General features: G+C 31.5%; 19 protein-coding genes. 2 read left to right on the forward strand and 17 right to left on the reverse strand.

All coding sequences use genetic code 11. The features are described from left to right. Position 1 precedes the first annotated feature (1 nt). The 15 genes from D4Z93_RS11490 to D4Z93_RS11560 all read right to left on the reverse strand — a co-directional run bounded on the left by D4Z93_RS11490 (position 2) and on the right by D4Z93_RS11560 (position 20,060). Complete coding sequence (locus tag D4Z93_RS11490; protein ID WP_119973669.1) at positions 2-1,453, reverse strand: 4-hydroxyphenylacetate 3-hydroxylase family protein; 1,452 nt, start codon at positions 1,451-1,453, stop codon at positions 2-4. Positions 1,454-1,791: 338 nt separating this feature from the next. Then, entirely contained in the window at positions 1,792-3,240 is a 1,449-nt protein-coding gene (locus D4Z93_RS11495; protein ID WP_119973671.1) for a sigma-54 interaction domain-containing protein, read from the reverse strand. 236 nt (positions 3,241-3,476) lie between these two features. Next, on the reverse strand, positions 3,477-4,478 hold the full coding sequence (locus D4Z93_RS11500; protein WP_119973673.1) for an electron transfer flavoprotein subunit alpha/FixB family protein: 1,002 nt from the start codon (positions 4,476-4,478) through the stop codon (positions 3,477-3,479). 21 nt (positions 4,479-4,499) lie between these two features. Further along, positions 4,500-5,279 carry an electron transfer flavoprotein subunit beta/FixA family protein gene (locus D4Z93_RS11505; protein WP_119970188.1) on the reverse strand — a complete coding sequence of 260 codons (780 nt, stop codon included), beginning with the start codon at positions 5,277-5,279 and terminating at the stop codon, positions 4,500-4,502. 13 nt (positions 5,280-5,292) lie between these two features. Next, positions 5,293-6,435 carry an acyl-CoA dehydrogenase gene (locus tag D4Z93_RS11510; RefSeq protein WP_119973675.1) on the reverse strand — a complete coding sequence of 381 codons (1,143 nt, stop codon included), beginning with the start codon at positions 6,433-6,435 and terminating at the stop codon, positions 5,293-5,295. A gap of 178 nt (positions 6,436-6,613) precedes the next feature. After that, positions 6,614-7,792, reverse strand: a complete 1,179-nt coding sequence (locus D4Z93_RS11515) for an acetyl-CoA C-acetyltransferase (protein ID WP_119973676.1) — start codon at positions 7,790-7,792, stop codon at positions 6,614-6,616. 131 nt (positions 7,793-7,923) lie between these two features. After that, on the reverse strand, positions 7,924-9,216 hold the full coding sequence (locus D4Z93_RS11520; RefSeq protein ID WP_119973678.1) for an acyl-CoA reductase: 1,293 nt from the start codon (positions 9,214-9,216) through the stop codon (positions 7,924-7,926). Beyond that, positions 9,213-10,325: a LuxE/PaaK family acyltransferase gene (locus D4Z93_RS11525; protein ID WP_119973680.1), complete on the reverse strand. Its 1,113-nt coding sequence runs from the start codon at positions 10,323-10,325 to the stop codon at positions 9,213-9,215. The genes D4Z93_RS11520 and D4Z93_RS11525 overlap by 4 nt, the downstream gene beginning before the upstream one ends. 16 nt (positions 10,326-10,341) lie before the next feature. Further along, positions 10,342-11,829, reverse strand: coding sequence for an AMP-binding protein (locus D4Z93_RS11530; RefSeq protein ID WP_119973682.1), 1,488 nt, complete (start codon positions 11,827-11,829; stop codon positions 10,342-10,344). After that, positions 11,826-12,068 (reverse strand): acyl carrier protein, encoded by a 243-nt coding sequence (locus D4Z93_RS11535; RefSeq protein ID WP_119973684.1) that lies wholly within the window; start codon positions 12,066-12,068, stop codon positions 11,826-11,828. Before D4Z93_RS11535 ends, D4Z93_RS11530 begins: the two co-directional genes overlap by 4 nt. Positions 12,069-12,467: 399 nt before the next feature. Further along, entirely contained in the window at positions 12,468-15,083 is a 2,616-nt protein-coding gene (clpB, locus tag D4Z93_RS11540; RefSeq protein ID WP_119973685.1) for an ATP-dependent chaperone ClpB, read from the reverse strand. Positions 15,084-15,217: 134 nt separating this feature from the next. Then, complete coding sequence (locus D4Z93_RS11545) at positions 15,218-16,471, reverse strand: helix-turn-helix domain-containing protein (protein WP_119973687.1); 1,254 nt, start codon at positions 16,469-16,471, stop codon at positions 15,218-15,220. Positions 16,472-16,489: 18 nt separating this feature from the next. Next, positions 16,490-17,794: a helix-turn-helix domain-containing protein gene (locus tag D4Z93_RS11550; RefSeq protein ID WP_119973689.1), complete on the reverse strand. Its 1,305-nt coding sequence runs from the start codon at positions 17,792-17,794 to the stop codon at positions 16,490-16,492. Positions 17,795-18,033: 239 nt separating this feature from the next. Further along, complete coding sequence (locus D4Z93_RS11555; protein WP_243105941.1) at positions 18,034-18,225, reverse strand: YtxH domain-containing protein; 192 nt, start codon at positions 18,223-18,225, stop codon at positions 18,034-18,036. A gap of 98 nt (positions 18,226-18,323) precedes the next feature. Then, positions 18,324-20,060, reverse strand: coding sequence for an ATP-dependent metallopeptidase FtsH/Yme1/Tma family protein (locus tag D4Z93_RS11560; RefSeq protein ID WP_119973690.1), 1,737 nt, complete (start codon positions 20,058-20,060; stop codon positions 18,324-18,326). 243 nt (positions 20,061-20,303) lie between these two features. On the opposite strand from D4Z93_RS11560, the gene D4Z93_RS11565 reads away from it, so the two are divergent. Together D4Z93_RS11565 and D4Z93_RS11570 are read left to right on the forward strand one after the other, a co-directional pair. Beyond that, entirely contained in the window at positions 20,304-20,795 is a 492-nt protein-coding gene (locus D4Z93_RS11565; protein ID WP_119973692.1) for a hypothetical protein, read from the forward strand. 152 nt (positions 20,796-20,947) lie between these two features. Further along, a complete protein-coding gene (locus D4Z93_RS11570; protein WP_207666741.1) occupies positions 20,948-21,229 on the forward strand; it encodes a YkvA family protein in 282 nt (93 codons plus the stop codon). Between the two features lie 343 nt (positions 21,230-21,572). Here the strand turns inward: D4Z93_RS11570 and D4Z93_RS11575 are convergent, their stop codons facing one another. Together D4Z93_RS11575 and D4Z93_RS11580 are read right to left on the reverse strand one after the other, a co-directional pair. Further along, positions 21,573-22,556, reverse strand: a complete 984-nt coding sequence (locus tag D4Z93_RS11575; protein ID WP_119973696.1) for a rhomboid family intramembrane serine protease — start codon at positions 22,554-22,556, stop codon at positions 21,573-21,575. A gap of 121 nt (positions 22,557-22,677) precedes the next feature. Then, positions 22,678-23,739 carry an HD-GYP domain-containing protein gene (locus tag D4Z93_RS11580; RefSeq protein ID WP_119973697.1) on the reverse strand — a complete coding sequence of 354 codons (1,062 nt, stop codon included), beginning with the start codon at positions 23,737-23,739 and terminating at the stop codon, positions 22,678-22,680. Between the last annotated feature and the right edge of the window lie 64 nt (positions 23,740-23,803).

The raw sequence follows: 23,803 nt of genomic DNA on the forward strand, positions 1-23,803 counted from the left end.
TTTATTTTATTCTAGCTATGGCCTTTGCCAGACGCTTCTTTTGTCCTAAATTTCCTTGTCTTGATATCATTATTCTTTGAGCCTGTGGTGATCCTGCACCATGCATTGACTCAGTTCTGTACCCTACTGCTGCAGTTCCAAGGCATAGATTTTCAAGTAATCTTAATACCTTCATTCTATCTTCTACCGGAACAGATGCCACTCCTACTAAATATTTCTCAACATATTTTCCAACAACAGGATTATGATAATCTTTTTCAGATGGCATAGTAACCATAAGACCTCCAGCTATATCCTCTGCCAGTCTTACTATTTCATACGGGAATCTTGTTACATTCTGCTTACAGACATTAGCTAGTAATAAGTCTATTTGATAATTTCCTGCTTTTGTTGGATATCCCTCAGCAGAACATGCTATTCCGCAAGCATACAATGTTTCATTTAAATGCATCATTTCTATTAATTTATCTTTTATATGTGATGCTTTTGCAGCACCATTATAATCAGCAGCAAGTGCAGCAGCTCCTATAAGTACATCTCCAACTCCGACTTTACATCCACCATAACTTTGTCTATGATAGCCTGCAAATCTCTCAACTAACATTCCTGCAAATTCAGTTTCTCCATTTAAAAAGATTCTGTCATTTGGTATAAATACATCATCAAATACAGTTAGAGCTTCTACTCCACCAAATTCCTTGTTGCCTACATCTATATCAGTATCTTTTTCCATTTTTCTAGTGTCGCATGATTGTCTTCCAATTATCATTGTTATTCCTTTTGCATCAGTTGGTACTGCAAATGCAACTGCATAATCCTTATCCTCCGGTTTCATTGCAATTGTTGGCATAACTAACACTTCATGAGAATTACAAATACCTGTCTGGTGTGCCTTTGCCCCTCTTACAACAATACCGTCAGGTCTTCTTTCAACAACTCTTAAATATAGATCTGGATCAGCTTGTTTACTTGGTGATAAACCTCTGTCTCCTTTTGGGTCGGTCATAGCTCCATCAACAGTCAAATCGTTTTCTTGAACATACTTCAAAAATCTCTTAAAATTTTCATGATAATTTGTATTGTATTCCTTATCTATTTCATACGTAGTACTAAATGTTGCATTAAAAGCGTCCATACCAACACATCTTTGAAAACATGCTGCAGTCTTTTGTCCACATAATCTCTGCATCTTAACTTTTTTAACTAGATCTTCCGCACTTTGATGTAAATGAACAAATCTATTTATTTTTTCTCCTGTAATACTTGATTTTACAGTCATTAAATCCTCATACTCAGGCATTTGAGCTAAATCATAAGTCATCTTTACAGAATTAAGTGATGGACGAAGTATTGGATTGTCCACTGGATTATCTATCTTCTCTCCTAATAGGTAAACGTTTAAATTTAATTTACGTAAACTTTCTACATATTCCTCTCCTGTCATTAAAGCCATTTAAAACCATTCCTTTCATAATAAAATATATTATTTATACTTATATATTAAGCAAGTGTCATGCCAGTATCGTTAAAATTTTAAAAAAATTAACCCTTGATAAATTAAATATATTAACCTGCTTAACGTCCTAAAGCTAGTAAATTTAAAGGTGTTTAACCTTTAAATTTACTTACGATAAATATATTTAATTAATACCAGGAGTTTTTAATCAATTTTAGCTTAATCTTAATTACTGTTGCATTGTCACAACAATAGTTATATATAATTTTATGACAGTTAGAAATTTATGGACTTATAAGCTTACAGTAACTGAACATGCATAACTGCAACAAATGTTATTTTTGCAACATAGTTCTATTATTATATTTTTTTCTCTTTCTGACTAATGTAGATGCATCTATACCAAGTTTTTTTGCCGCTGATCTAACATTTCCACACTCTTCAAATGCACTTTCTATAAGATTTTTCTCTAAATTCTCAACCGCCTGCTTTAGTGTAATATTCATATTAACCGAATTTATCTGATGTACTCCATTATTACTCCATATTTCTTTAATAGGCAGATCACTTCTTAATATGTTGTTACCAGTGCTCATAATAACAACTCTCTCTATTATATTCTTTAATTCTCTAACATTTCCTGGCCATTCATATCTTTTTAAAGATTCCATTGCTCCAGAACTTATTTTCTTATTAAAATCATACTTTTTATTAAACATTTGCAAAAAATATTTAGCAAGTGGTTCTATATCTGCCCTCCTCTTTCTAAGTGGTAATATTGTTATTGGAATCACATTTAGTCGATAGTATAAATCTTCTCTAAAGGCTTTTTTCCTCACCATATCCTCCAGGTTCCTGTTTGTTGCAGCAATAACCCTGACATCAACTTTAATATTTTTAATTCCACCTACTCTTTTTATCTCACCCTCCTGAAGAACTCTAAGCAGCTTCACTTGCATATCAAGTGGAAGTTCTCCAACCTCATCTAAAAATATCGTTCCGGTATCTGCCAGCTCAAATAGACCAATTTTACCCTCTTTATTAGCACCTGTAAAAGCACCCTTTTCATATCCAAATAATTCTGACTCAATAAGATTTTCGGGTATAGCTCCACAATTTATTTTTATAAAACTTTTGTCTTTTCTTTTACTATTTTTATGTACATATTTCGCTATGACTTCTTTTCCTACTCCTGTTTCCCCTAATAAAAGTACAGTTGTATCAACTCTAGCAACCTTTTCAGAAGCTTTTAAAGTGGCAAGCATTTTTTCATCTTCTACTATGATATCAGAAAAATTTAAAAGTTGATTTCTCATCGCTGCAACTTGTGAGTAGTATTTTTGCGTTAGTTCTTTATTTTTTTCCAACTGTTCCTTTAACTCATATAACTCAGTAACATCTCTAACATTTGTAACAACCATAATTATATTCTTATCATCATCAAAAATAGGGCTGCTTGATACTAAAACTTTCTTTCCAGTCTTAAAACTCTGCTGTATTGTTATGCTCCTCTTAGATCTTAAGACCATAAGTGTACCCGATTTAGATATGAATTTATTTTTTTCGAGGTATTCCATATTCTTTCCAATCATTTCCTTTTTCTTCATGCCAGTTATTTTTTCATATGATCTATTTAAGAATATAGTATTAGCATCTCCATCAGTTATATATATCCCATCATAAGAACATTCAATGATATCATAAAGTCTCCTGATTGTAGCCTTTAAAGTATCAGTGTCAGCATTATCCAAGTCGCACAAATCAAACTGATGTATGGTTTGCATATTAAATTTACCCCCTTATCTAATAAAAAAATTGTTAAAAAATATACAATTATGCCTATAAACACTTGAAATCTGTTTAAGTAAAATTATATCATAATTTTTACTCTATTCAAAATTGATTAATGATAAAAATATTTTGTGGTAAATTATTCATATCCACAAAAAAAAACAGCCGCTGAAATATATTTTTATTTCAACAGCTATTTTTGATATTTACGATCAAAATAAATTAAAAATTAATTCATAGCCTTTATCTGTGCTATCATCTCAGGTATTACTTTAGTGTAATCACCAACTATAGCAAGGTCTGCAGCCTGCATTATTGCAGCTGAATCATCCTTGTTTATGGCAACTATATAATCACTGTCCTGCATCCCTGCAAGATGCTGTATTGCTCCGGATATTCCGCAGGCTATATATAGATCAGGTCTTACAGTTTTTCCTGTTTGTCCTACCTGATATGCCTTATCTATCCAGCCATTATCTACTGCCGCACGTGAGGCTGATATTGTTCCGCCCAGTACGTCTGCAAGTTCTTTAAGCATATCAAAGCCTTCAGGTCCGCCAAGTCCTCTTCCGCCCGATACAAGAACCTTTGCATCTCCTATATCTGCAATATTTTTAGCCGATTTTACTACTTCCTGTATTTTTGTTCTTATATCTTCTTCTTTAACATCTATATCTACTTTCTCTATTTTTCCTTTTCTTGATGTATCCTTATCAAGTTTTTCAAATACACCGGGTCTTACTGTTGACATCTGGGGTCTGTTGTCCGTGCAGGCTATTGTTGCCATCAGGTTTCCTCCAAATGCAGGTCTTGTCATAAGAAGGTTCTTTCCTTCTCCGTCTATATCAAGTCCCGTACAATCTGCTGTAAGTCCTGTTGAAAGTCTTGCAGATACCCTGGGTCCGAGATCCCTTCCTATAAATGTTGCACCAACTAAAAGTATCTCCGGTTTTCTTGCATTAACAAGTTCATGTATAACATTTGCATATGCGTCTGTCGTATACTGTTTCAAGTTTGGATTGTCTACACATATAACATTGTCTGCACCGTAAGATACCAGTTCTTCTGCCAGATGTTCCACTCCGCTTCCAAGAAGAATGGCAGTCACTTCCTCTCCTAATTTATCTGCCAGTTCCCTTCCTTTTCCTGCTAATTCAAGGGCTACTTTCTGAAGCTTGCCGTCCCTTTGTTCAGCAAATACCCATACACCTTTATAATCTGCTATACTCATGTTTAAATCCCTCCTATAAATTTAGATGAAATGTTTTTCTTTAAGTTTTGCAACTCCATATGCAGCTGCTTCTTTGAATGGTTTATCTACAATTTCTCCCTTTCCTTTTGCTGCTTTTGGCCAGGATTTCTTAACCTTTGTAGGTGAACCTTTCAGTCCAAGAAGGGATTTATCTACATCAATATCATCTGCCGTCCATAATTTTACTTCCCTCTTGTAAGCATCAAATATCTTTGACATATACATATATCTCGGTTCATTCAATTCTTTTATTGCAGTCAAAAGAACCGGTGTCTTTACTTTTATCATCTCATATCCATCTTCAAGTGATTTCTTTACAGTAAGTTCGTTCCCGTCTACCTTTACATCCTCTACATATGTTACCTGAGGAATTCCGAGGTGTTCTGCTATTTCAGGTCCTACCTGTGCGGTATCTCCATCTATAGCCTGTCTGCCTGCAAATACTATGTCATAGTCAAGTTTTCTGAGTGCACCTGCAAGTGCATTTGATGTTGCTAAAGTATCTGCTCCTGCAAATGCCCTGTCGGAGATCAATATTGCCTCATCTGCACCCATTGCGAGAGCCTCTCTTAAAGCCCTGTCGGCCTGTGGAGGTCCCATGCTTATTACTGTTACTTTTGCCCCCTGACTTTCTTTTAACTCAATAGCACCTTCAAGTGCATTTTTATCATCGGGGTTTATTATAGATGGAACTCCTTCTCTTATAAGTGTCCCGGTCTTTGGATCTATCTTAACTTCGTTGGTATCAGGTACCTGTTTTAAGCAAACTACTATATTCATATGTTTAACCCTCCTATTTCTTTAACAAATTGCCCGAGATAACCATCTTTTGAACTTCTGATGTTCCTTCATATATTTCTGTTATCTTGGCATCTCTCATCATTCTCTCGAGCGGATAATCCTTGGTGTATCCATAGCCACCAAGAATCTGCACTGCCTTAGTTGTTACAGCCATTGCAGTTTCTGCCGCAAACAATTTTGCCTGTGCTGCATCTACTGTAAATGGAAGTCCTTCCTGCTTTCTCCATGCTGCTTTGTATACAAGATATTTTGCTGCCTCTACTTTAGTGTCCATTTCAGCTACATACCACTGCAGTCCCTGGAATGCTGCTATAGGTCTCCCGAATTGTTTTCTTTCCTTCATATAGTTTATAGCATATTCAAGTGCCCCTTCTGCTATTCCAAGAGCCTGTGCGGCTATTCCTATTCTGCCGCCGTCAAGTGTTGTCATCGCAACTTTAAAACCTTTTCCTTCTTTTCCTAAAAGGTTTTCTTCCGGTACTTTTAAATCTTCAAATATAAGTTCTGTTGTTGAAGATCCCCTGATTCCCATCTTGTCTTCTACTTTTCCTATTGTGAAGCCGGGCATTCCCCTTTCAATTACAAATGCTGATATTCCCCTTGTGCCCTTGCTCCTGTCTGTCATTGCAAAAGTTACAAAAGTGTCTGCATATCCTCCATTTGTTATAAATATCTTGGAGCCATTTAATATGTAACTGTCTCCTTCTTTTCTTGCCGTTGTCTGCTGTGCTGCAGAATCTGTTCCTGCATTAGGTTCAGTTAATGCAAATGCGCCTATTTTCTTTCCGCTTAATAGATCCGGGAGGAATTTTTTCTTCTGCTCCTCTGTTCCAAAGTTATATATTGGCCAGCAGCATAGTGATGTATGTGCTGAAAACGCTGTTGAAGTAGTTGTGCATGCTTTTGCAAGTTCCTCTACTATCAGTATATAACTTAAATAATCGGCACCGGCTCCGCCTAATTCTTCAGGATAAGGCATACCCAGCATCTCATATTTTGCCATTTTTCTCATTGTTTCTATCGGGTATTTTTCTTCTGCGTCAACTTCTTTTGCAAGTGGCTCTACCTCATTTTTTACAAATTCAGCTGCCATCTGTTTTATTAATTCTTGTTCCTTTGTCAAACCAAAATTCATTATATTAACCTCCTATCTATTCTTAAAAGATTTGTAAACTTTTCATTACCAAATAATATGGCTGAGACTTTTTATAGCCCCAACCATATTAAATTATATTATACTAAAAATAAAATCTAGGTCTGCAGCCCAAAATGGTGCACAGCACAGTTAAATTTTTAGTTTTTAACCTTTTAAACTACTCCATCTCAACAATTAGAGCTGTTCCCATTCCACCACCTATACAAAGTGTTGCTAAACCTTTCTTAGAGTTTCTTTTCTTCATTTCATAAAGTAATGTAGTGAGTATTCTAGCTCCTGATGCTCCAATAGGATGTCCAAGTGCTACCGCCCCTCCATTTACATTAACCTTGCTCATATCAAATTTCAAATCCCTGGCAACTGCCAAACTTTGAGCTGCAAATGCCTCGTTTGCTTCTATCAAATCCATATCATCAATAGTTAAATTAGCTTTTTCCAGAGCTTTTTTTGTTGCATAAAATGGTCCATATCCCATTATTTTTGGATCCAGTCCTCTTGTTCCATATGAAAGTATGGTTGCCATAGGTTTTATACCAAGTTCCTTTGCCTTCTCTTCACTCATTATTACTAAAGCTGACGCTGCATCATTTATACCTGATGCATTTCCTGCTGTAACTGTCCCATCTTTCTTAAATGATGGTTTCAATTTTGCCAATCCCTCAATTGTGGAACCAAATCTAGGAAATTCATCTGTATCGAATACCTTTTCACCTTTTCTAGTCTTTATTGTAATTGGAACTATTTCATCCTTAAACTTTCCACCCTTTATTGCAGCTTCTGCCTTTTGTTGTGAAGATAATGAAAACTCATCCTGCATTTCTCTTGTAATTCCCCACTGCTCTGCTATATTTTCTGCTGTTATTCCCATATGATACTGGTTGAATGCATCCCATAATCCGTCCTGTATCATTTCATCAACTAATTTTCCTTCTCCCATTCTCTCGCCCCATCTTACTTTATTCAATATATAAGGGGCCCTCGACATATTTTCCATTCCGCCAGCAACTATAATATCTTCGTCTCCGGTTTTTATTAACTGTGCTGCCAGGCTGACTGCCCTGAGTCCTGATCCACAAACCTTATTTATTGTGAATCCCGGTACTTCTTCTGGAATTCCTGCTTTTATAAGTGCCTGTCTTGCTGGATTTTGTCCAAGTCCTGCCTGCAGTACATTTCCCATTATAACTTCATCTACATTCTCAGAATTTACATTTGCCCTCTTTAATGCTTCTTTTATAACTGCTGCTCCCATATCAACTGCTGAAACATCTTTTAATGTTCCTCCAAATTTTCCTATTGCTGTTCTAACAGCACTTGCTATAACTACTTTTCCCATAAGTAATCCTCCTAACAATCATTAATAAATATTTTTTTAACAATCTTTATTTTATTATACATCAATTATCAATAAAATCATAACAATTATTAATCTAATTATGTAAAATTATAGTTGATATTAGTTATAAGTTATTCAATATTTACTAAACACCATCTCAAAAGTTCATTTATCATATAATATCCATCCCAGGGGTAACCATAACTATTCATTGTTCCAACACTAACTACTCTATTAACTCCGCGGGCACTTACTTCATCCGCAAATTTAAATATTTTATCTTTATCATCACTTGCTATTCCTATCGTTTGAATCCTTCGCGTAATTAAACTTTTTATATCAAATATACTGTCTACTTGCTTTACAAATATACACCTCCCACCTATCGGTTCTTCCAGCACAAAATTATCATCTATTAAAATAGTATATTCAAGACCTTTAGAGGATTTTAAATTTTTATCAATACTTAATAAATATATCCCTCTCTTATTTATTATTTTTGCTGCCGTACTCTGGTCAATAATATTAGGATATCTATTATTTATCCTGGCAAGACACTGTGACAAAATATATACAATTTGTTCTAATTTAATTTTACTTTTTTCTACAAATAATACATGCGGAGATGAGCAAGCTTTTTGTGAAAATAAAACCATATCCATTACAAACTGTGACAAATATTCTTCAAGTTTATCTCCTTCAGCAGCACTTTTATCAAAAACGGCAAAAGAATATTTTGGTCCAAAAATAAGATCTTTACAAGTAGTTTTTTTAGGAGTTACTGTCAATGAATTTACAGCATTTTCTCCACCCCAAATTACTCTTGCATCTGCAGTTAATGACATACTTTTATTTAAAGTTTTATCACTGCTTTCAAAGTAAACAATAGAAACGCTTTTTATCAGTATATCTGACGAGTATATTTTCCCATTATATTCAACATTTATATCATCCAAAAACTCAAATAATTTTACTACTATATCTATAGTTTCTTTGGAAACTCTTATAATGTTTAAATTTTTAGATATTAGAGACTGAAGTAGTGAATAAATTGCAAGAGTCGGTATGTTACCTGCTATCCAATGACATACAATTCCTCTGGCTTGTGCCTTTATAAATCTTCCATTCCCAATATCCACAAATTTATCTAGGCACTCTGCGTTATTAATACTACTTTTTATTAAATTATTGATATTTGCTTTTTTTAAATAAAATGATAAAAAAGGTACTCCCTCTATTTTTAAAATTTCTCTATTCAGACTTAATTTTTTACTATAAGCATCAAATATTAAAACAATAACCTCATGAGGGAGATTTCTAAGGTTGTTAAAATTTTTTTCTAAATTCCTCTTTATATTAGTAAAATCCCTTAATTTTAATGCATTTTTATATATCTTCCCATTTAATGAATAGCAATCTATCAAATCTTATTCACCCTCTCTGCAAATGTGTCTCCACATCCTCGTATCTCAGCTCTCTCAATACGTGACTTAAATTTAAAATACTTACCTTTTCTACCACACTTACATGTATCTATTCCAATTAATTCACCAATGTCTTCTGTTAGAATGGCTTGAGATGGATAACTTGAACCAAGTGTACTTATAACCTCTATAATACCGGTTTGTCCAATATCAACTTCTTTCAGGGTGTTAAAGTCCCTAATTATAACATCTGCAAAATCTGGAATATGTTTATAACCACATTCACAGTCTAAAAACACCACTCCAACTTGTTCAACCATACCATAAAAATCTATTATATTTTTAGGATCAGTTCCAAAAACCTCTGAAGTAGTCCTTATAAATTCATCCTTTGACACACTTTGAGATTTTAACTTTTTCCATCCTCCACTGTGTAATAATTTCATTTTCGGAAATGACAATCTTATATTTTTTTCCTTTAATACCTTCACAAATTTCGTCCAAATCATATATGTAAATCCGTAAACTAATATCTCCGAATCAGCATATTTTCTCTGAAAGGTTTGAAGTTTATCCATATCTATTTTAAGATCCTCGCCATCTTTATCCATTACGTATGTTATTTCACTTGCAAAATTACTTACCCCTCTGATTGCTGCTCCTCTGGCACTTAAAGTATTTTTTCTGCTGTTCACATCACCATTATCTATTACAAGCAGAGGCCTTCTATTGCCTCCAATAAAACTTATAAGTGTTGAAATTAAAGCCTGTGACTGCCTAATTGATGTCATCCTGTCCAAATATATTTTACTTGGTTTACCCGTTGTAGTAGCACTTGAATTAAGAACCCTAACAATATTTTTTTCATTACACAGCAGTAAATCAAATTCTTTAAACATATTTACAGGTATAAATGGTATTTCCTCTAATGAGGATATCTTAGGAATATCGATGTCGCTTTTTCTATACATACTCCTTATATTTTGGTTTACCATATTGTGTTCTAATTCATCCCTTAACACTTTAAGTAAAATCTTTTCCTTTTCATTCTGATTGATTTTAAACTGGGTGCCTAATATAATATCTTCCAGCAATTGATGATTTTCCATACACATATCACCTGTTTCATTTCATTTTTTCTCTGTCCTTTAGAGCTTTAAGAAGTACTTTTCCAGATGAATTCTTGGGCAGTTCTGTTAAGAACTCAATATACTTTGGTACTTTAAAATTCGGTAATTTCTCCTTACAGTAGTCAATTATATATTTTGAATTTATATTCATTCTATTACTTTTTAACACAATGAATGCTTTAATTGCCTCACCTAATATATCATCCTGCACACCGATAACAGCACATTCAACGACTTCCTTAATTCCAACTATCACATTTTCTATCTCTTTAGGACTTATTCTATTTCCAGCACTCTTTATTATGTTCTTCTCTCTTGATACTATATATATAAAGCCATCTTCATCCTTTTTCCCAATATCACCAGTATATAATAACCCATTTTTTAATACCTTATCAGTTGAAGTCTTGTCATTAAAATATCCTGTCATTATATTGCCACCTTCAGCTACTATTTCTCCGACTTCATCTACTCCTGTTTCTATACCATCTTTATTTAAAACCATAAGTTTTGTGCCGGGAATTCCCTTACCAATTGAACCTAATTTACTCTTTAATTTATCTGGAGGAAGATATGAAAGCCTGGCAGTGGCCTCAGTCTGTCCATACATTATATATATATCAGTTTTCCCCAGTATAGAAGCTAATTCTGATATAAAAATTTCCGGAAGTCTTCCACCTGCTTGAGTTATATATCTTAAAGAAGGGAATTTAATATCTTTTATGTTAGTCATTCTAAGCAGTATTTGATAAGTACTTGGGACTCCTGCAAAACCTGTACAATTGTATTTATTTATATGTTCTAAAACTGTCTGTGGGAACATGAATCTATTATTTATTACAATACTTCCTCCACATCTAAAATGCGTATTTAAAAGCGATGTACCATAACAATAGTAAAATGGCAAAACAACTTCTATTCTATCACCCTTCGTTAATTTTAGATATTTTATTATAGAAGACGTATTATATATTAAATTATAGTGAGTTAGCATGACCCCTTTGGGTTTGTCAGTCGAACCGGAAGTAAACATTATAAGTGCCGTATCATCTTTTAAGTCTACATCATTTCTCACTTCAGGTTCTCCAATATATTTTAAGTTAAAGAGCTCATTTTCAGTATAGATTTCAATATCTTCTTCAATTAAGCTATTTATCTTTTCCTTGTATCTTTCCTGAACAAATATCATTTTTATATTTAATGATTTAATTATATACTCCATATCGTTAATTGAAATAGCAGGATTCACTGGAACACAAATACTACCACTTTTAATAACTCCAAAGTAAGTTTTTATGAAAAATAAAGAGTTTTCTGATATTATAAGCACACTATCGTTTTTACCACAAGCTTTATTTACTAATAAATTTGTAACATAATTTATACCCTGATATATTTCATGATAACTTATCTCGGTTTTATCTATAACTGCTGTTTTATCTAATTTAGACGAAGATTCAAAAATATAGTCTGTAAATGTCATACTTCTATTCCGTATTTTTTCAATATTTTTTTAATATCACCAATAGTGTACATTCTTGATACATCTATAACATCTATACTTATATCAAAATTATCTTCAAACCCTGACACAAGTTCAACATGAGCTAACGAATCCCAGCTTTCTATTTCATCCGGACCCATCTCATCCTTTAACTTACTCATATCTTTTATATTTAAAGTCCCGGAAATTATTTTTTCAAATTTTTCTTTATCATTCATAATTCTATCCCCCCTTAGGAATTTATTTATATAAAAAGCAATTATCATGCCATTATACATTCTTATCGGTAAAGTCACTAAAATCAATACTTTTTTACTTTTATATAATTCTCTACATAAATTAATTGGTGCATAATAGCAACAGTTTTAAAATACAATTGTATAGCTTTACATAAAAGTATGTTGCTATTATGCATCTTATTGCATATATGCAACAAAAATATAGGGTTTATAATTCCAAGCTTAAATTATACATAAGCTGACATTTCCAAAGTGTAGGCACATTAAAAAACTTTTTAGGTGACGAATTTTGGAAACGTCAGCTGGAGTATAACTTAAGCTTTCATTTATAAACCCTATACAACTGCAAGATTAAGATTGCAGTTGTATTTTAAATAATTATTCGGTTAAGCCAGTATTTACATTTTTAATTACAATTTTATCATCAATATCATCAACACTTACAGTAGATCCATTGAATATTTTACCTGCTATTATTTGTTTTGCAATTTCAGTTTCAAGAGTATTTTCTATATATCTTTTAAGGGGTCTTGCACCATATATTGGATCATAGCCTTCACGTGCCATAAGCCTTTTAGCAGTTTCAGTTATTCTTAGTATTATATTTTTATCCTTTAGCCTTTTTTGTATGTCTTCTACAAAAATATCTATTATGTCCTTTATTTCATCCGTAGATAAAGGTTTGAAAAGTATTATATCATCAATCCTATTTAAAAATTCAGGTTTAAACTTAAGCTTCATATCTTGCATTACCCTGTCTCTAATACTTTTCTCTATACCATTTTCATCTTTGTTCTCAAGAAGGTAGCTGCTTCCTATATTTGATGTCATTATTATGATACAATTCTTAAAATCAACTGTTTTCCCTTGATTGTCGGTAAGTCTTCCATCATCTAATATCTGCAAGAATATATTAAACACATCATCGTGAGCCTTTTCCACCTCATCAAATAATATTACGCTATAAGGCTTTCTTCTAACTGCTTCTGTAAGCTGACCACCCTCATCATATCCAACATATCCCGGAGGTGCTCCTATAAGCCTTGATACAGAATACTTTTCCATATATTCAGACATATCTATTCTTATCATGTTTTCTTCACTGTCAAACAGATTTCTTGCTAGTGTCTTTGCAAGTTCTGTCTTTCCAACTCCAGTAGGTCCTAAAAATATAAATGATCCTATTGGTCTTCTTGGATCCTTCATACCAGCTCTGGCTCTCATAACAGCATTCGATACTGCAACAACTGCTTCTTTTTGTCCTATAACTCTTTTTGAAAGTTCATCCTCAAGTCTCAATAATTTTTGTCTTTCACCTTCAACTAATTTTGATACCGGTATTCCTGTCCATTTAGATACTATACTGGATATCTCTTTCTCTGTGACTTCCTCTTTTAGCATTGCACCCTCATTATTTTCCTTTAGTAATGCTTCCTTATCCTTAATCTGTTTTTCAATTTTAGGTATAACTCCATATTTTAACTCAGCAACTTTATTTAAATTATATTCTCTTTCAGCTTTTTCTATTTGACCTCTTGCATTATCCAATTGTTCCTTTAAATTTCTTACCTCTGTAATTTGTGATTTTTCTTTATCGTATTTCAAAGTAAGCTCATTATCTTTTTCCTTTAAATTACTAAGTTCTTTTTGAATTGTTTTAAGTCTTTCCTGAGATGCTGTATCCTTCTCTTTAGATAGAGCTTCTTTTTCAATTTTAAGTTGAAATATCTTCCTTTTTATTGTATCCATTTCAGTTGGCATACTATCTATATCAGTTCTTATCATTGCACACGCTTCATCAATAAGATCTATAGCTTTATCAGGTAAAAATCTATCCATTATATATCTATCTGACAACTTTGCAGCGGCAACTATCGCCGAATCGTGTATTCTTATTCCATGATATATTTCAAATTTTTCCTTAAGTCCTCTCAAGATTGATATAGAATCCTCCACTGTAGGTTCATCAACTATTACCGGTTGAAATCTCCTTTCAAGCGCTTTATCTTTTTCTATATATTTTCTATACTCATCAAAAGTTGTAGCTCCAATACAATGAAGTTCTCCCCTTGCAAGAAGTGGTTTTATTAAATTACCAGCATCCATTGATCCTTCGGTCTTTCCTGCTCCAACTATTGTATGAATCTCATCTATAAAGAGTATTATTTTTCCTTCACTTTCTTCAACTTCTTTTAAAACAGCCTTTAGCCTTTCCTCAAATTCGCCCCTGAATTTAGCTCCCGCAATAAGTGCACCCATATCAAGTGAAAAAATAATCTTATTTTTGAGCCCCTCCGGTATATCTCCCTTTACAATTCTTTCTGCTAATCCTTCTACTATAGCAGTTTTACCAACACCAGGTTCGCCTATTAAAACCGGATTATTTTTGGTTCTTCTAGATAATATTCTTATCACCCGTCTTATTTCATCATCCCTGCCTATTACAGGATCTAACCCATGTTTTTTAGCTTCTTCAACTAAATTCCTTCCATACTTCACCAAAGCCTCATAAGTACCTTCTGGGTCCTGAGTATCCACTCTCTGATTGCCTCTTATTTTGGACAATGTACTTAGGAAATCTTTTTTATTTATATTAAATTCTCTTAAAATCTTATCAGTTTCAGGAGATTTAACTTCCATGATTCCAATCATAACATGTTCAACACTAATATAAGTATCCTTGAATTTATCTGCAACTTCTTCAGCTTTCACAAATATTTCTTCAAATCTTCTTGTGGCATATATTGATGAATTTTGAGCTCCCTCACCAAGAACTTTAGGCATTCCTTCAAGAACCTTTTCTGTCTCGTTATTTATACCCTTTATATTAACTCCCATTTTCTCAAATATATTAGGGATCAGTCCATCCTTTTGCGATATCAATGCATCAAAAAGATGAATTGTATCTATTTGTTGATGATTGTGTTTTACAGCTATAAGCTGGGCTTCATTCAAAGACTCCTGTACTTTTGTAGTTAATTTTTCAATATTCACAGCAACAACACCTCCAATAAGTATATTATAGCCAAAAATAGATCATATTCAACTCTAAGTTAAATACATAGCAAAAAATCATAGTAATTTATTATTACTATGATATAATTCAATTCATATTTATAATATTAAAATCATATCTTCTTTTCAAGTTTTATACCAAAATTAAAATACTTTATTGATTCCCTTACATTGCCAATCTTATAATACATATCGCCCATCTCAATATATCTCTTGTAAATCTCTCTATTATTAGCAAACTTAAGTAATGCATCTAATGATAAATTCATATACATTTCCGCCAAATCCATTTTACCCTGTTTTTGCAATATTAATGACTTATAATGGTATGATTTTTCTATTAAAATTATATTGTTTAAGTTTATAGCATAATTCAGTGCCTTGTCGCATATTTCCTGTGCTTCATCCAAAACCTCATTCTCAATTAATTTTTTTACACTTGTGAGCAAGAACTTAACAAAACAATTCTTATTTTCTGTTGGATAATAAACTACAGCATCACTTATATACTTTATAGCCTTTTCTCTGAGACCAATTTCAAACATAACAACACTGTAATTATACATAGCCTGAGCTTTATGCACCATATCATCTTTATATAATTCGTAAGACATTTTTTCATATTCTTCAAATTTACTCATATTCTTTCTAAGTGACAACATAGCAAGCATATGATAAGCTTCTGCCTTTTTATCAGAATCCTTCATGTATTTAATAAGTTCAACCATTTTTAACGCTATATCATACGATTTTTCATAGTCTTCAAGCATAATATAACAAGCAGCTTCATTATATGTAGCTCTCGCAAGCAGTTCATAATTTTCCATATTTTGAGCCATCATTTTTACACTATTATAATAATTTGAAGCTTGAGAAAATTCTTTTGTAGCAAAAAAAAACATAGCTATATCCATGTAATATACAATCTTATTTTCATCATTAAAACAATTATGCCAACAGTCATAATATTTAGATATAATCAGTTGTATTTTTTCAGTTTTAAGGTTTTTTAAATAATAATTAAATAGAAAATGCATTATATTAAACGAAACATCATTATAATGATACTTTTCTGCGAACTTAAGATTATATTTCAGTTCCTTTTCATAATGTTTTGAATATCCACAACTTGTTATATACTTTACATTTTTTATTATCTGATCTTTAACATCCTGCTTAAGATAATCACTATCAATATCAAGCTGTTTTGCAATAAAATCCAATATCCATTTCTCAGGGACCACTTTATCATTTTCAATACAGCTCATCTTAGATACAGATATTTTATCACCACATAATTTTTTTAACGTGTATCCTTTATAGACTCTAGCCATTTTTATTTTTTCACCAGTAGAAAGTATTTCCATATTCCTCACCTATCCAAATTAAGACTGTTTTAATACACCAATTTTTTTAAAAGTTTCCACGCCTTCATTTAAATATTTAGCAGCTTCTTTATCTCTATTATTATCTATATAAAATTTTCCTATCATTATACATATTTTTGCAGTTTCATTGGCATAATTCATTTTTTTTACAAAATTCAGCGCCATAATCAGAGTGTTTTCTGCTTCCTTTAAATTTGATTCCATTATGTCTATTCTATATTTAAGCAGGTAATAACTTACCAGAGCAATGTCACTTCCATCGTCGATATTATCCATTATTTCATTTATAGTAAGTTTCGCATTTTCAATATCCTTCAATTTTATATAATTTTCACATATATCTACCAGAGTATTAACTACACTTTTATCCTTTGTCCTAAGTTTTAACTCTTTAGCATTTTTTAAATGTAAAAATGACTCCTCAATATTATCAAACTCATAAAATAATTTTCCTAAATTATTTTCTATACAAGCTATACGACTAATATCTCTCATCTGTTTGTATACATTTAGAGTCTTTTCAGAATATTTTATGGCATTGTTAACATCACCCTTTTTATTGTAATCCTCAGCCAAAAGTAAAAGAGTTTTTGCATATTCATCTTTATTATTGAGTTGTCTAAATTTTTCTTTTGCAAGGTATGAATAGTTTATAGATTTCTCCAGATCTTGTAATTTAAAATACACACTAGCCAGACAATAATATATTTCTCCACGTAAAAAATCATTTCCTATGACATTTTCATTGTATACATTTTCTGCTTGCTGTAAATAACTGCACGAAGATTGATACGCCTTCAGCTTCATAGTAATTTTACCTAGATTTACAAACGTTTTAATTATTTCCTCATAATTATTATGTTTTATAAACAGTACATTAGCAGATAGAAAAAACTGTTGTGCCAGGGCAAATTCACTTTTCTTTACGTACATTATACCTCTCAGATATAGGTTCTTTGCTTTTCTATATTCGAGGTTATACTTTTCTGCATAATATAAAGCCTTTTCTATATACCTTTCTCCTTCATTTAAATCGCCATTTACAATATATGACTCAGCTATATTTTCAAAATATACACATATCTTTTCAGCCTGAGTTTCCTCTGATTCCATAAGATACTCTATTGAAGTATTTAAAGCATCTGCCAGATATTCCAGTAAATCCATACTTGGATTTGATTTTCCAGATTCAACAAGACTTATTTGCCCGGGTGTTATTCTATCGCCAGCTAAGTCTTTTAATGTCATATTAAGGCATTTTCTTCTTCTTTTTATCTTTTCTCCCAAAGATAATATCTCCATAAATCCATCTTCCCTTACTACAATATTGCTTACAATGAAATTGTATCTTTTAAAGATTTCGTAATGTACTCAATTAATTATACCATATTTACGGCAATAATATAGAAAATTTTATAAAAACACTCTTTTTTATTTTATATATGTAGAATTATCGAATATTTTTGATAAATAGATCAAAAAAGCTATATACCCCTACAGCATAATGCCGCAAGGGTATACAATTTATTGAATTTTTTTAGTTACCTCATAATATTTCTCATATCATCAAATACATCTTCAGCAGCATTTCTCACACTTCTTGCAGTTCGTCTCATTCTTCTTTTAGTTGATCCATCAAATTCGGGCATAAACATCATTCTCATTGCAGTAGCACCAAGTATTGCTCCAGCTGTCATTGTTGTTATAAAAATTCTTCTATGCAGATGACACATTCCTCTATCAGCTCCTCTCAATACTCATTAATTAGTCAATATGACTTTATATATAGCTTACGCATTTTTATATTTATTACCCTATGAAAATTCTAGAATTATAATACTATATCTTCTGAATTCAAAGTTTCTTTTTCTAATAACATATTCGATAATTTTTCAAGCTTGTCCTTATTTAATATAAGTAGTTTCTTTACATCACTATAAATGGAATCTACAAATTCCTTGCATTCTCCTAAAACATCATCCTGATTTAAATTCAAGTTTGAAATTTCATCCACGTTTAAAAGCCCCAGAGTATCTCCCATTCCATATTGTGTAATCATATTAATTGCTATTTTAGTACTTTGTTTCAAATCACTGTGTGCACCTGTAGTAATAAATTCTTCTCCAAATATAATTTCTTCAGCTGCTCTTCCACCAAGCAATACCATTATTCTATTTTTTAAATATCTTTTATTTTGATACATTCTATCCTCTGGAATGCTCAATGTATATCCGCCAGCACCCTTTGTACTTGGTATAATAGTTATCTTTGATATCTTTTCATTTGGAAGAACTTTCATTGAAACAATTGCATGTCCAGCTTCATGATAAGCCGTTATTTTTTTATCTATATCTTCTATATAGCTTCTGTTCTTTTTCTCATACCCGGCAAGAATTATTGAAAAAGCCTTATCTACATGCTCTTTTTCTATAAGTTTACTATCTGCTTTGCAAGCCAGTATTGCTGCTTCATTCATCAAATTTTCTATCTTGGCTCCCGAAAAATAGGAAGTTTTTTGTGCCAATTCACATATATCTATATTACCAACAGGTTTATTGGCTAAATGCAGTTTTATAATTTTTTCTCTAGCACACCTGTCAGGAAGCATAATCTCTATGTGCCTATCAAATCTTCCCGGTCTTAAAAGAGCCGGATCCAGCATATCAAGTCTATTTGTTGCTGCCATAACAACAATACCCTGGCTATCTTTAAATCCTGACATCTCCGTCAAAAGTGCATTTAAGGTCTGATCTCTTTCATCAGATCCACCTGTTGATTTTGCACCATCTCGCCTTTTACCTATGGCATCAATTTCATCTATGAATATAACTGCTTTTCCATTGCTACTTTCCCTTGCTTTTTTAAATAGTTGTCTTATACGGCTTGCCCCTACTCCGACATAAACCTGTATAAAATCTGAACCGGAGACAGCATAAAATGGGACATTTGCCTCACTGGCAACTGCTTTGGCAAGAAGGGTCTTACCAGTTCCTGGTTCCCCGTACAATATCACACCTCTTGGCATTCGAGCACCATATGATGAATACTTTTCTGGGTTTTTTAAGAAATCAACTATATCCTGTACACTTTCTTTTGCCTCTTCATTGCCTGCTATATCTTCAAATGTATAATCACTATCTTCTGCCACTAAAGCTTCCATTGATTCAACTGACATAGCTTTTTTTGATTTCTTAGCTGAAGTTTTTACTCCCATAAATATAAGAACAGCTATTGAAGCTATAAGTCCCAAAGATGGTATTAAGGTTACTAGATTTACTGGCAAATCTTCGGAAACATTTATATTTTGTTTTAACAAGTCTTCTTTAAAATTATCTGTTCTTGGATTATCTGTCTGATATGTTTTTCCGTCTTTAAGTTTTATTGTTATTTTTGATGAGTCACCAATATATACATTAGCTATTTTTTTATTTGATGTATCCTCTAAAAACGATACATAAGGTTTATAATTTGTGGTTCTACTTGAGAAGTTGGTAAATATTAAAGTCGCCCCAAATAAGATAGCTGTAACTATTGGAATTATCCATAGTTTATTTTTATATTTCTTCATTAAATTTCACCTTTCCAAAGCAATAATATTTATATACTCTTCCCTTTACTTAAAAATATTATAGTATTTTTGCTTTTTAGTCTAATAAAAATCATAAAATTTGCTAAAGTAATTTATGGAATATTAAATTTGTAATATGCATATATTGCGTATTATGAATTAACACTTCATAATTTTCACAGTAGAAGATGATTAATTTTTATTGTATACTTTACTTATAAGTATCAAGAAGGGAGAATTTATATGAAGGTTTCGGCCGCTAAATTTACTTTAACCGGGCAAGATATACTCGAAATTATAAATGATTACGTAAAAATAAATGATCTAAAAATAGACAGCGTAGATATAGATGATATATTTACTGTTAGGGGAACTTATAAAGTAAAGCTTGTAGTTCCATTTCAAGCTAAAATCGGAATTGGAAATATTTACAATGATATAATAAACCTAAAAATATTTAGTTTACATGTTTCAAAGATAGGTATGCTGAGTAGTGTAAAAAACGTTTTTTTGAAGAAATTATTAAATGATTATTCCAAATATGGAATAGAATTAAATAAGGATACTTTAACTATAGATTTAAATTTAATATATAAACTTATACCATATTTTAATCTTAAAATCAAAAAAATAACTGTAGTAAAGAATGTCTTAGAAATATACACTAATAATATAATATATGATCCAAATAAGTCTACTATCGATTTTAAAAAAAAATCAAAAAATCTATCATAACAGATAAGTACAAACAGAAAAGGGACAAAATTTCAAACAAAATACCTAATAAATATGAAGATATAATACAATATGCAATGTTTATTCCCGACATAACAATATTGTTATGGAGATTACTAAAAGATAAAAGAGTTGAAGGTAAGATCAAAATAATGATAGCAGGTGCAGTGGCCTACCTTGCAAGCCCAATTGATATACTACCAGATTTTATACCTTTTATAGGACAAATTGATGATGTGGTTATAGTATTTTTCATATTGAATTGTATAATAAATGAAATACCACAAAAAATCATACTGGAAAACTGGGAGGGTAGGGAAAATATACTCCTTTTGAGCAAACAAGCTGTAACTAATATGTCTAAAATAATTGGCAAGCAAAATGTCAGCAGTCTGCTATCTTCTATTAAGAATATCTTCAAGAAAAAAAGTTAAAGAAACAAGTACATATGATTTATAGTTAAAAAGTTAGTTCATCCCCCGAAGGTTAAATTAACTTTCAAATTACAAACCTTACATAGGATTTACAAGTCTAAGCTTAACTTATGCTCCGGCCGGGATTTCTAAAATTAAGGCACATTAAAAAATTTTGTAGTAAGTGTTAGTAAAGCGTTCTTAAAAATCTTAGTGAATTTTATATGTTTGAGTGAAGCGAGTTTATAAAATCTGCTTAGATTTTTTTAAGCGCAAGCTTACACTTACTAGAAATTTTTTACGTGACGTATTTTGGAAATCCCGGCCGGAGCATAAGTTAAGCTTAGATTACAAACCCTATACTTTACAATCTAGGAAATAACACATATGAAATTATAATCCCGCCAATTAAACCACCTATATGTCCAAAATTATCAACATTAGGCATAGAAAATCCTATTATTAAATTTACAACTACAACAGATAAAACATTAATTATATAGTCTTTATGTATCCTATCCTTCATTTTAATTCCAAATACTAGAGATGCTCCAAGTAATCCAAAGATAGCTCCTGAAGCTCCAATCGATATACTCTGTGAAAATTCAAAACTAAAAATTGATGATATTAAGCCCGATATAAAATATATAATTGTGTATTTTGTCTTTCCATATATGTCCTCAACAAGAGTTCCTATTGCAACTAAAGCATACATATTTAAAGCAATATGTATAATCCCCCCATGTAAAAACATACATGTAATCAATCTATAATACTGTCCTTGTGATATGAGACTATTAACTTTTGCACCAAGAAGTACAAGTACATTTATATTACTGTCTGCAATATTTTTAGATAAATACGCCGTAAATATATATGCTATTATATTTAACACTATAATTATATATGTAATTATAGGTATTTTTTTCGAAGGGTTACGATTGTTAATCCTTATCATATTATTCATGCAAGTTCCAAGTTGATTCGCTATTTCGTTAAGTGATGGATCTGAACACATTATATTTTTTTGCACAATATCAATTAAAATTAATCCACATTGTGAATTGATTTTTCTGTAATGCTCAAGATCTAACTTACTTACGAGTGAAACCTCGATTAAATTTAAATTATTACAATCTAATTTACGTTCCAATAGATTCTTAAATACGGCTTTATCCAATTTATCTCTAGAATTAAACTCTGAAAAAAATATAACAACAGAACTATCGCCATTATTTTTAAAAACGCCAAAATTTCCGATTAAATCTATCCCATAATCAAACTCAATAATGTTATAATTATAAAGATTAGATAAATTTTTTATTAGACCTTTTATAATCTTCTCCATATCTTCTTCTCCAAATATAATTACTTATAAGCATACATAAATCTCATATATAGGGTTTGTAATTCTAAGCTTAGCTTATGCGTAAACCAGGATTTCCAAAATTTAGGTTCATTAAAAAATATTAATTAGCTACTTTGGTTATTACAATATTGGTATTTTTCATTAAATTCACTTCATAAAAAGGTACCGGGTTATGAGTATTTATATCATATAGGACCCTTACAACCGGCCTGTCAGGAAATCCTTTATTCTGTCTTACTACATATCCTTCTACTCCATCTGAAAGCCTGACACAGCATCCAAGCGGATATACTGAAAACGTATTTTTAAAATTTTCAACTGTATCTTCATCAAAGCTCGTACCACTACCTGCAAGTATTAACTCATAAGCATCATTAGGACTAAATTTTTTTCTATAGCACCTATCATTACTAACTGCGTCATATACGTCACATATACATATTATTTTTGCAAAATTACTTATCTGGTGACTAACAAGTCCACAAGGGTATCCTTTCCCATCTACTCTTTCATGGTGCTGCCCAACAGCCTTGATCACTGAGTCAGGTATTAAAACAATCTTTTTAAGCAATTTTACCCCATAGGTTGGATGCTTTTTCATTTCGGCAAATTCATCATTAGTTAATTTACCATTTTTATTGAGAATCTCTATAGGTATTTCAATTTTACCTATATCATGTAATATTCCAGCCATACCAAGCTTTTTTATATCAAATTGATTATACTTACAAGTTATACCCAAAAATGTTGACATTATACAAGTATCTAAACAGTGTACAAATGTATAATTATCATAGGTCTGTATGTCATATAAGCTACTATTCACATCAGCGTTATCTATTATATAATCTATTAAATTTTCAACATTATACAAAGACTTTTTAAATTCTTTTCCATTACAAGAATGAATATTTTTTATTATACCATTCATGCTTTTTATTGCACTTTGTTTTAATTCCATGAGTTTTTCATCTTCAACTCCTATGTCATCAAGTCTGTCATCATATATGTACACATAAAATACACCCAATTTTTTTAATTTATCTATATATAATTGATTTAATCTAACTCCTGACCTTAAAAGAACCTGTCCTTCATTTGTAAGTATATTTTTTGCTAATATTTCATCCGTTTTTACTCTATTTATAGATTCAATCCTCATTTTTTCACCTCATCATACCGTGTTTTTCTAGACATATAGTCCTTTGTTAAATTAAAAAACATTT

Source organism: Clostridium fermenticellae, assembly GCF_003600355.1.
GTDB classification, from domain to species: Bacteria; Bacillota; Clostridia; order Clostridiales; family Clostridiaceae; genus Clostridium_AV; species Clostridium_AV fermenticellae.

Coding starts and splice junctions, on each gene's coding strand:
- D4Z93_RS11490 (WP_119973669.1), bottom strand. CDS start 1,453: ATGGCTTTAATGACAGGAGAGGAATATGTAGAAAGTTTACGTAAATTA.
- D4Z93_RS11495 (WP_119973671.1), bottom strand. CDS start 3,240: ATGCAAACCATACATCAGTTTGATTTGTGCGACTTGGATAATGCTGAC.
- D4Z93_RS11500 (WP_119973673.1), bottom strand. CDS start 4,478: ATGAGTATAGCAGATTATAAAGGTGTATGGGTATTTGCTGAACAAAGG.
- D4Z93_RS11505 (WP_119970188.1), bottom strand. CDS start 5,279: ATGAATATAGTAGTTTGCTTAAAACAGGTACCTGATACCAACGAAGTT.
- D4Z93_RS11510 (WP_119973675.1), bottom strand. CDS start 6,435: ATGAATTTTGGTTTGACAAAGGAACAAGAATTAATAAAACAGATGGCA.
- D4Z93_RS11515 (WP_119973676.1), bottom strand. CDS start 7,792: ATGGGAAAAGTAGTTATAGCAAGTGCTGTTAGAACAGCAATAGGAAAA.
- D4Z93_RS11525 (WP_119973680.1), bottom strand. CDS start 10,325: ATGGAAAATCATCAATTGCTGGAAGATATTATATTAGGCACCCAGTTT.
- D4Z93_RS11530 (WP_119973682.1), bottom strand. CDS start 11,829: ATGACATTTACAGACTATATTTTTGAATCTTCGTCTAAATTAGATAAA.
- D4Z93_RS11535 (WP_119973684.1), bottom strand. CDS start 12,068: ATGAATGATAAAGAAAAATTTGAAAAAATAATTTCCGGGACTTTAAAT.
- D4Z93_RS11545 (WP_119973687.1), bottom strand. CDS start 16,471: ATGGAAATACTTTCTACTGGTGAAAAAATAAAAATGGCTAGAGTCTAT.
- D4Z93_RS11550 (WP_119973689.1), bottom strand. CDS start 17,794: ATGGAGATATTATCTTTGGGAGAAAAGATAAAAAGAAGAAGAAAATGC.
- D4Z93_RS11555 (WP_243105941.1), bottom strand. CDS start 18,225: ATGTGTCATCTGCATAGAAGAATTTTTATAACAACAATGACAGCTGGA.
- D4Z93_RS11560 (WP_119973690.1), bottom strand. CDS start 20,060: ATGAAGAAATATAAAAATAAACTATGGATAATTCCAATAGTTACAGCT.
- D4Z93_RS11565 (WP_119973692.1), top strand. CDS start 20,304: ATGAAGGTTTCGGCCGCTAAATTTACTTTAACCGGGCAAGATATACTC.
- D4Z93_RS11570 (WP_207666741.1), top strand. CDS start 20,948: ATGATAGCAGGTGCAGTGGCCTACCTTGCAAGCCCAATTGATATACTA.
- D4Z93_RS11575 (WP_119973696.1), bottom strand. CDS start 22,556: ATGGAGAAGATTATAAAAGGTCTAATAAAAAATTTATCTAATCTTTAT.
- D4Z93_RS11580 (WP_119973697.1), bottom strand. CDS start 23,739: ATGAGGATTGAATCTATAAATAGAGTAAAAACGGATGAAATATTAGCA.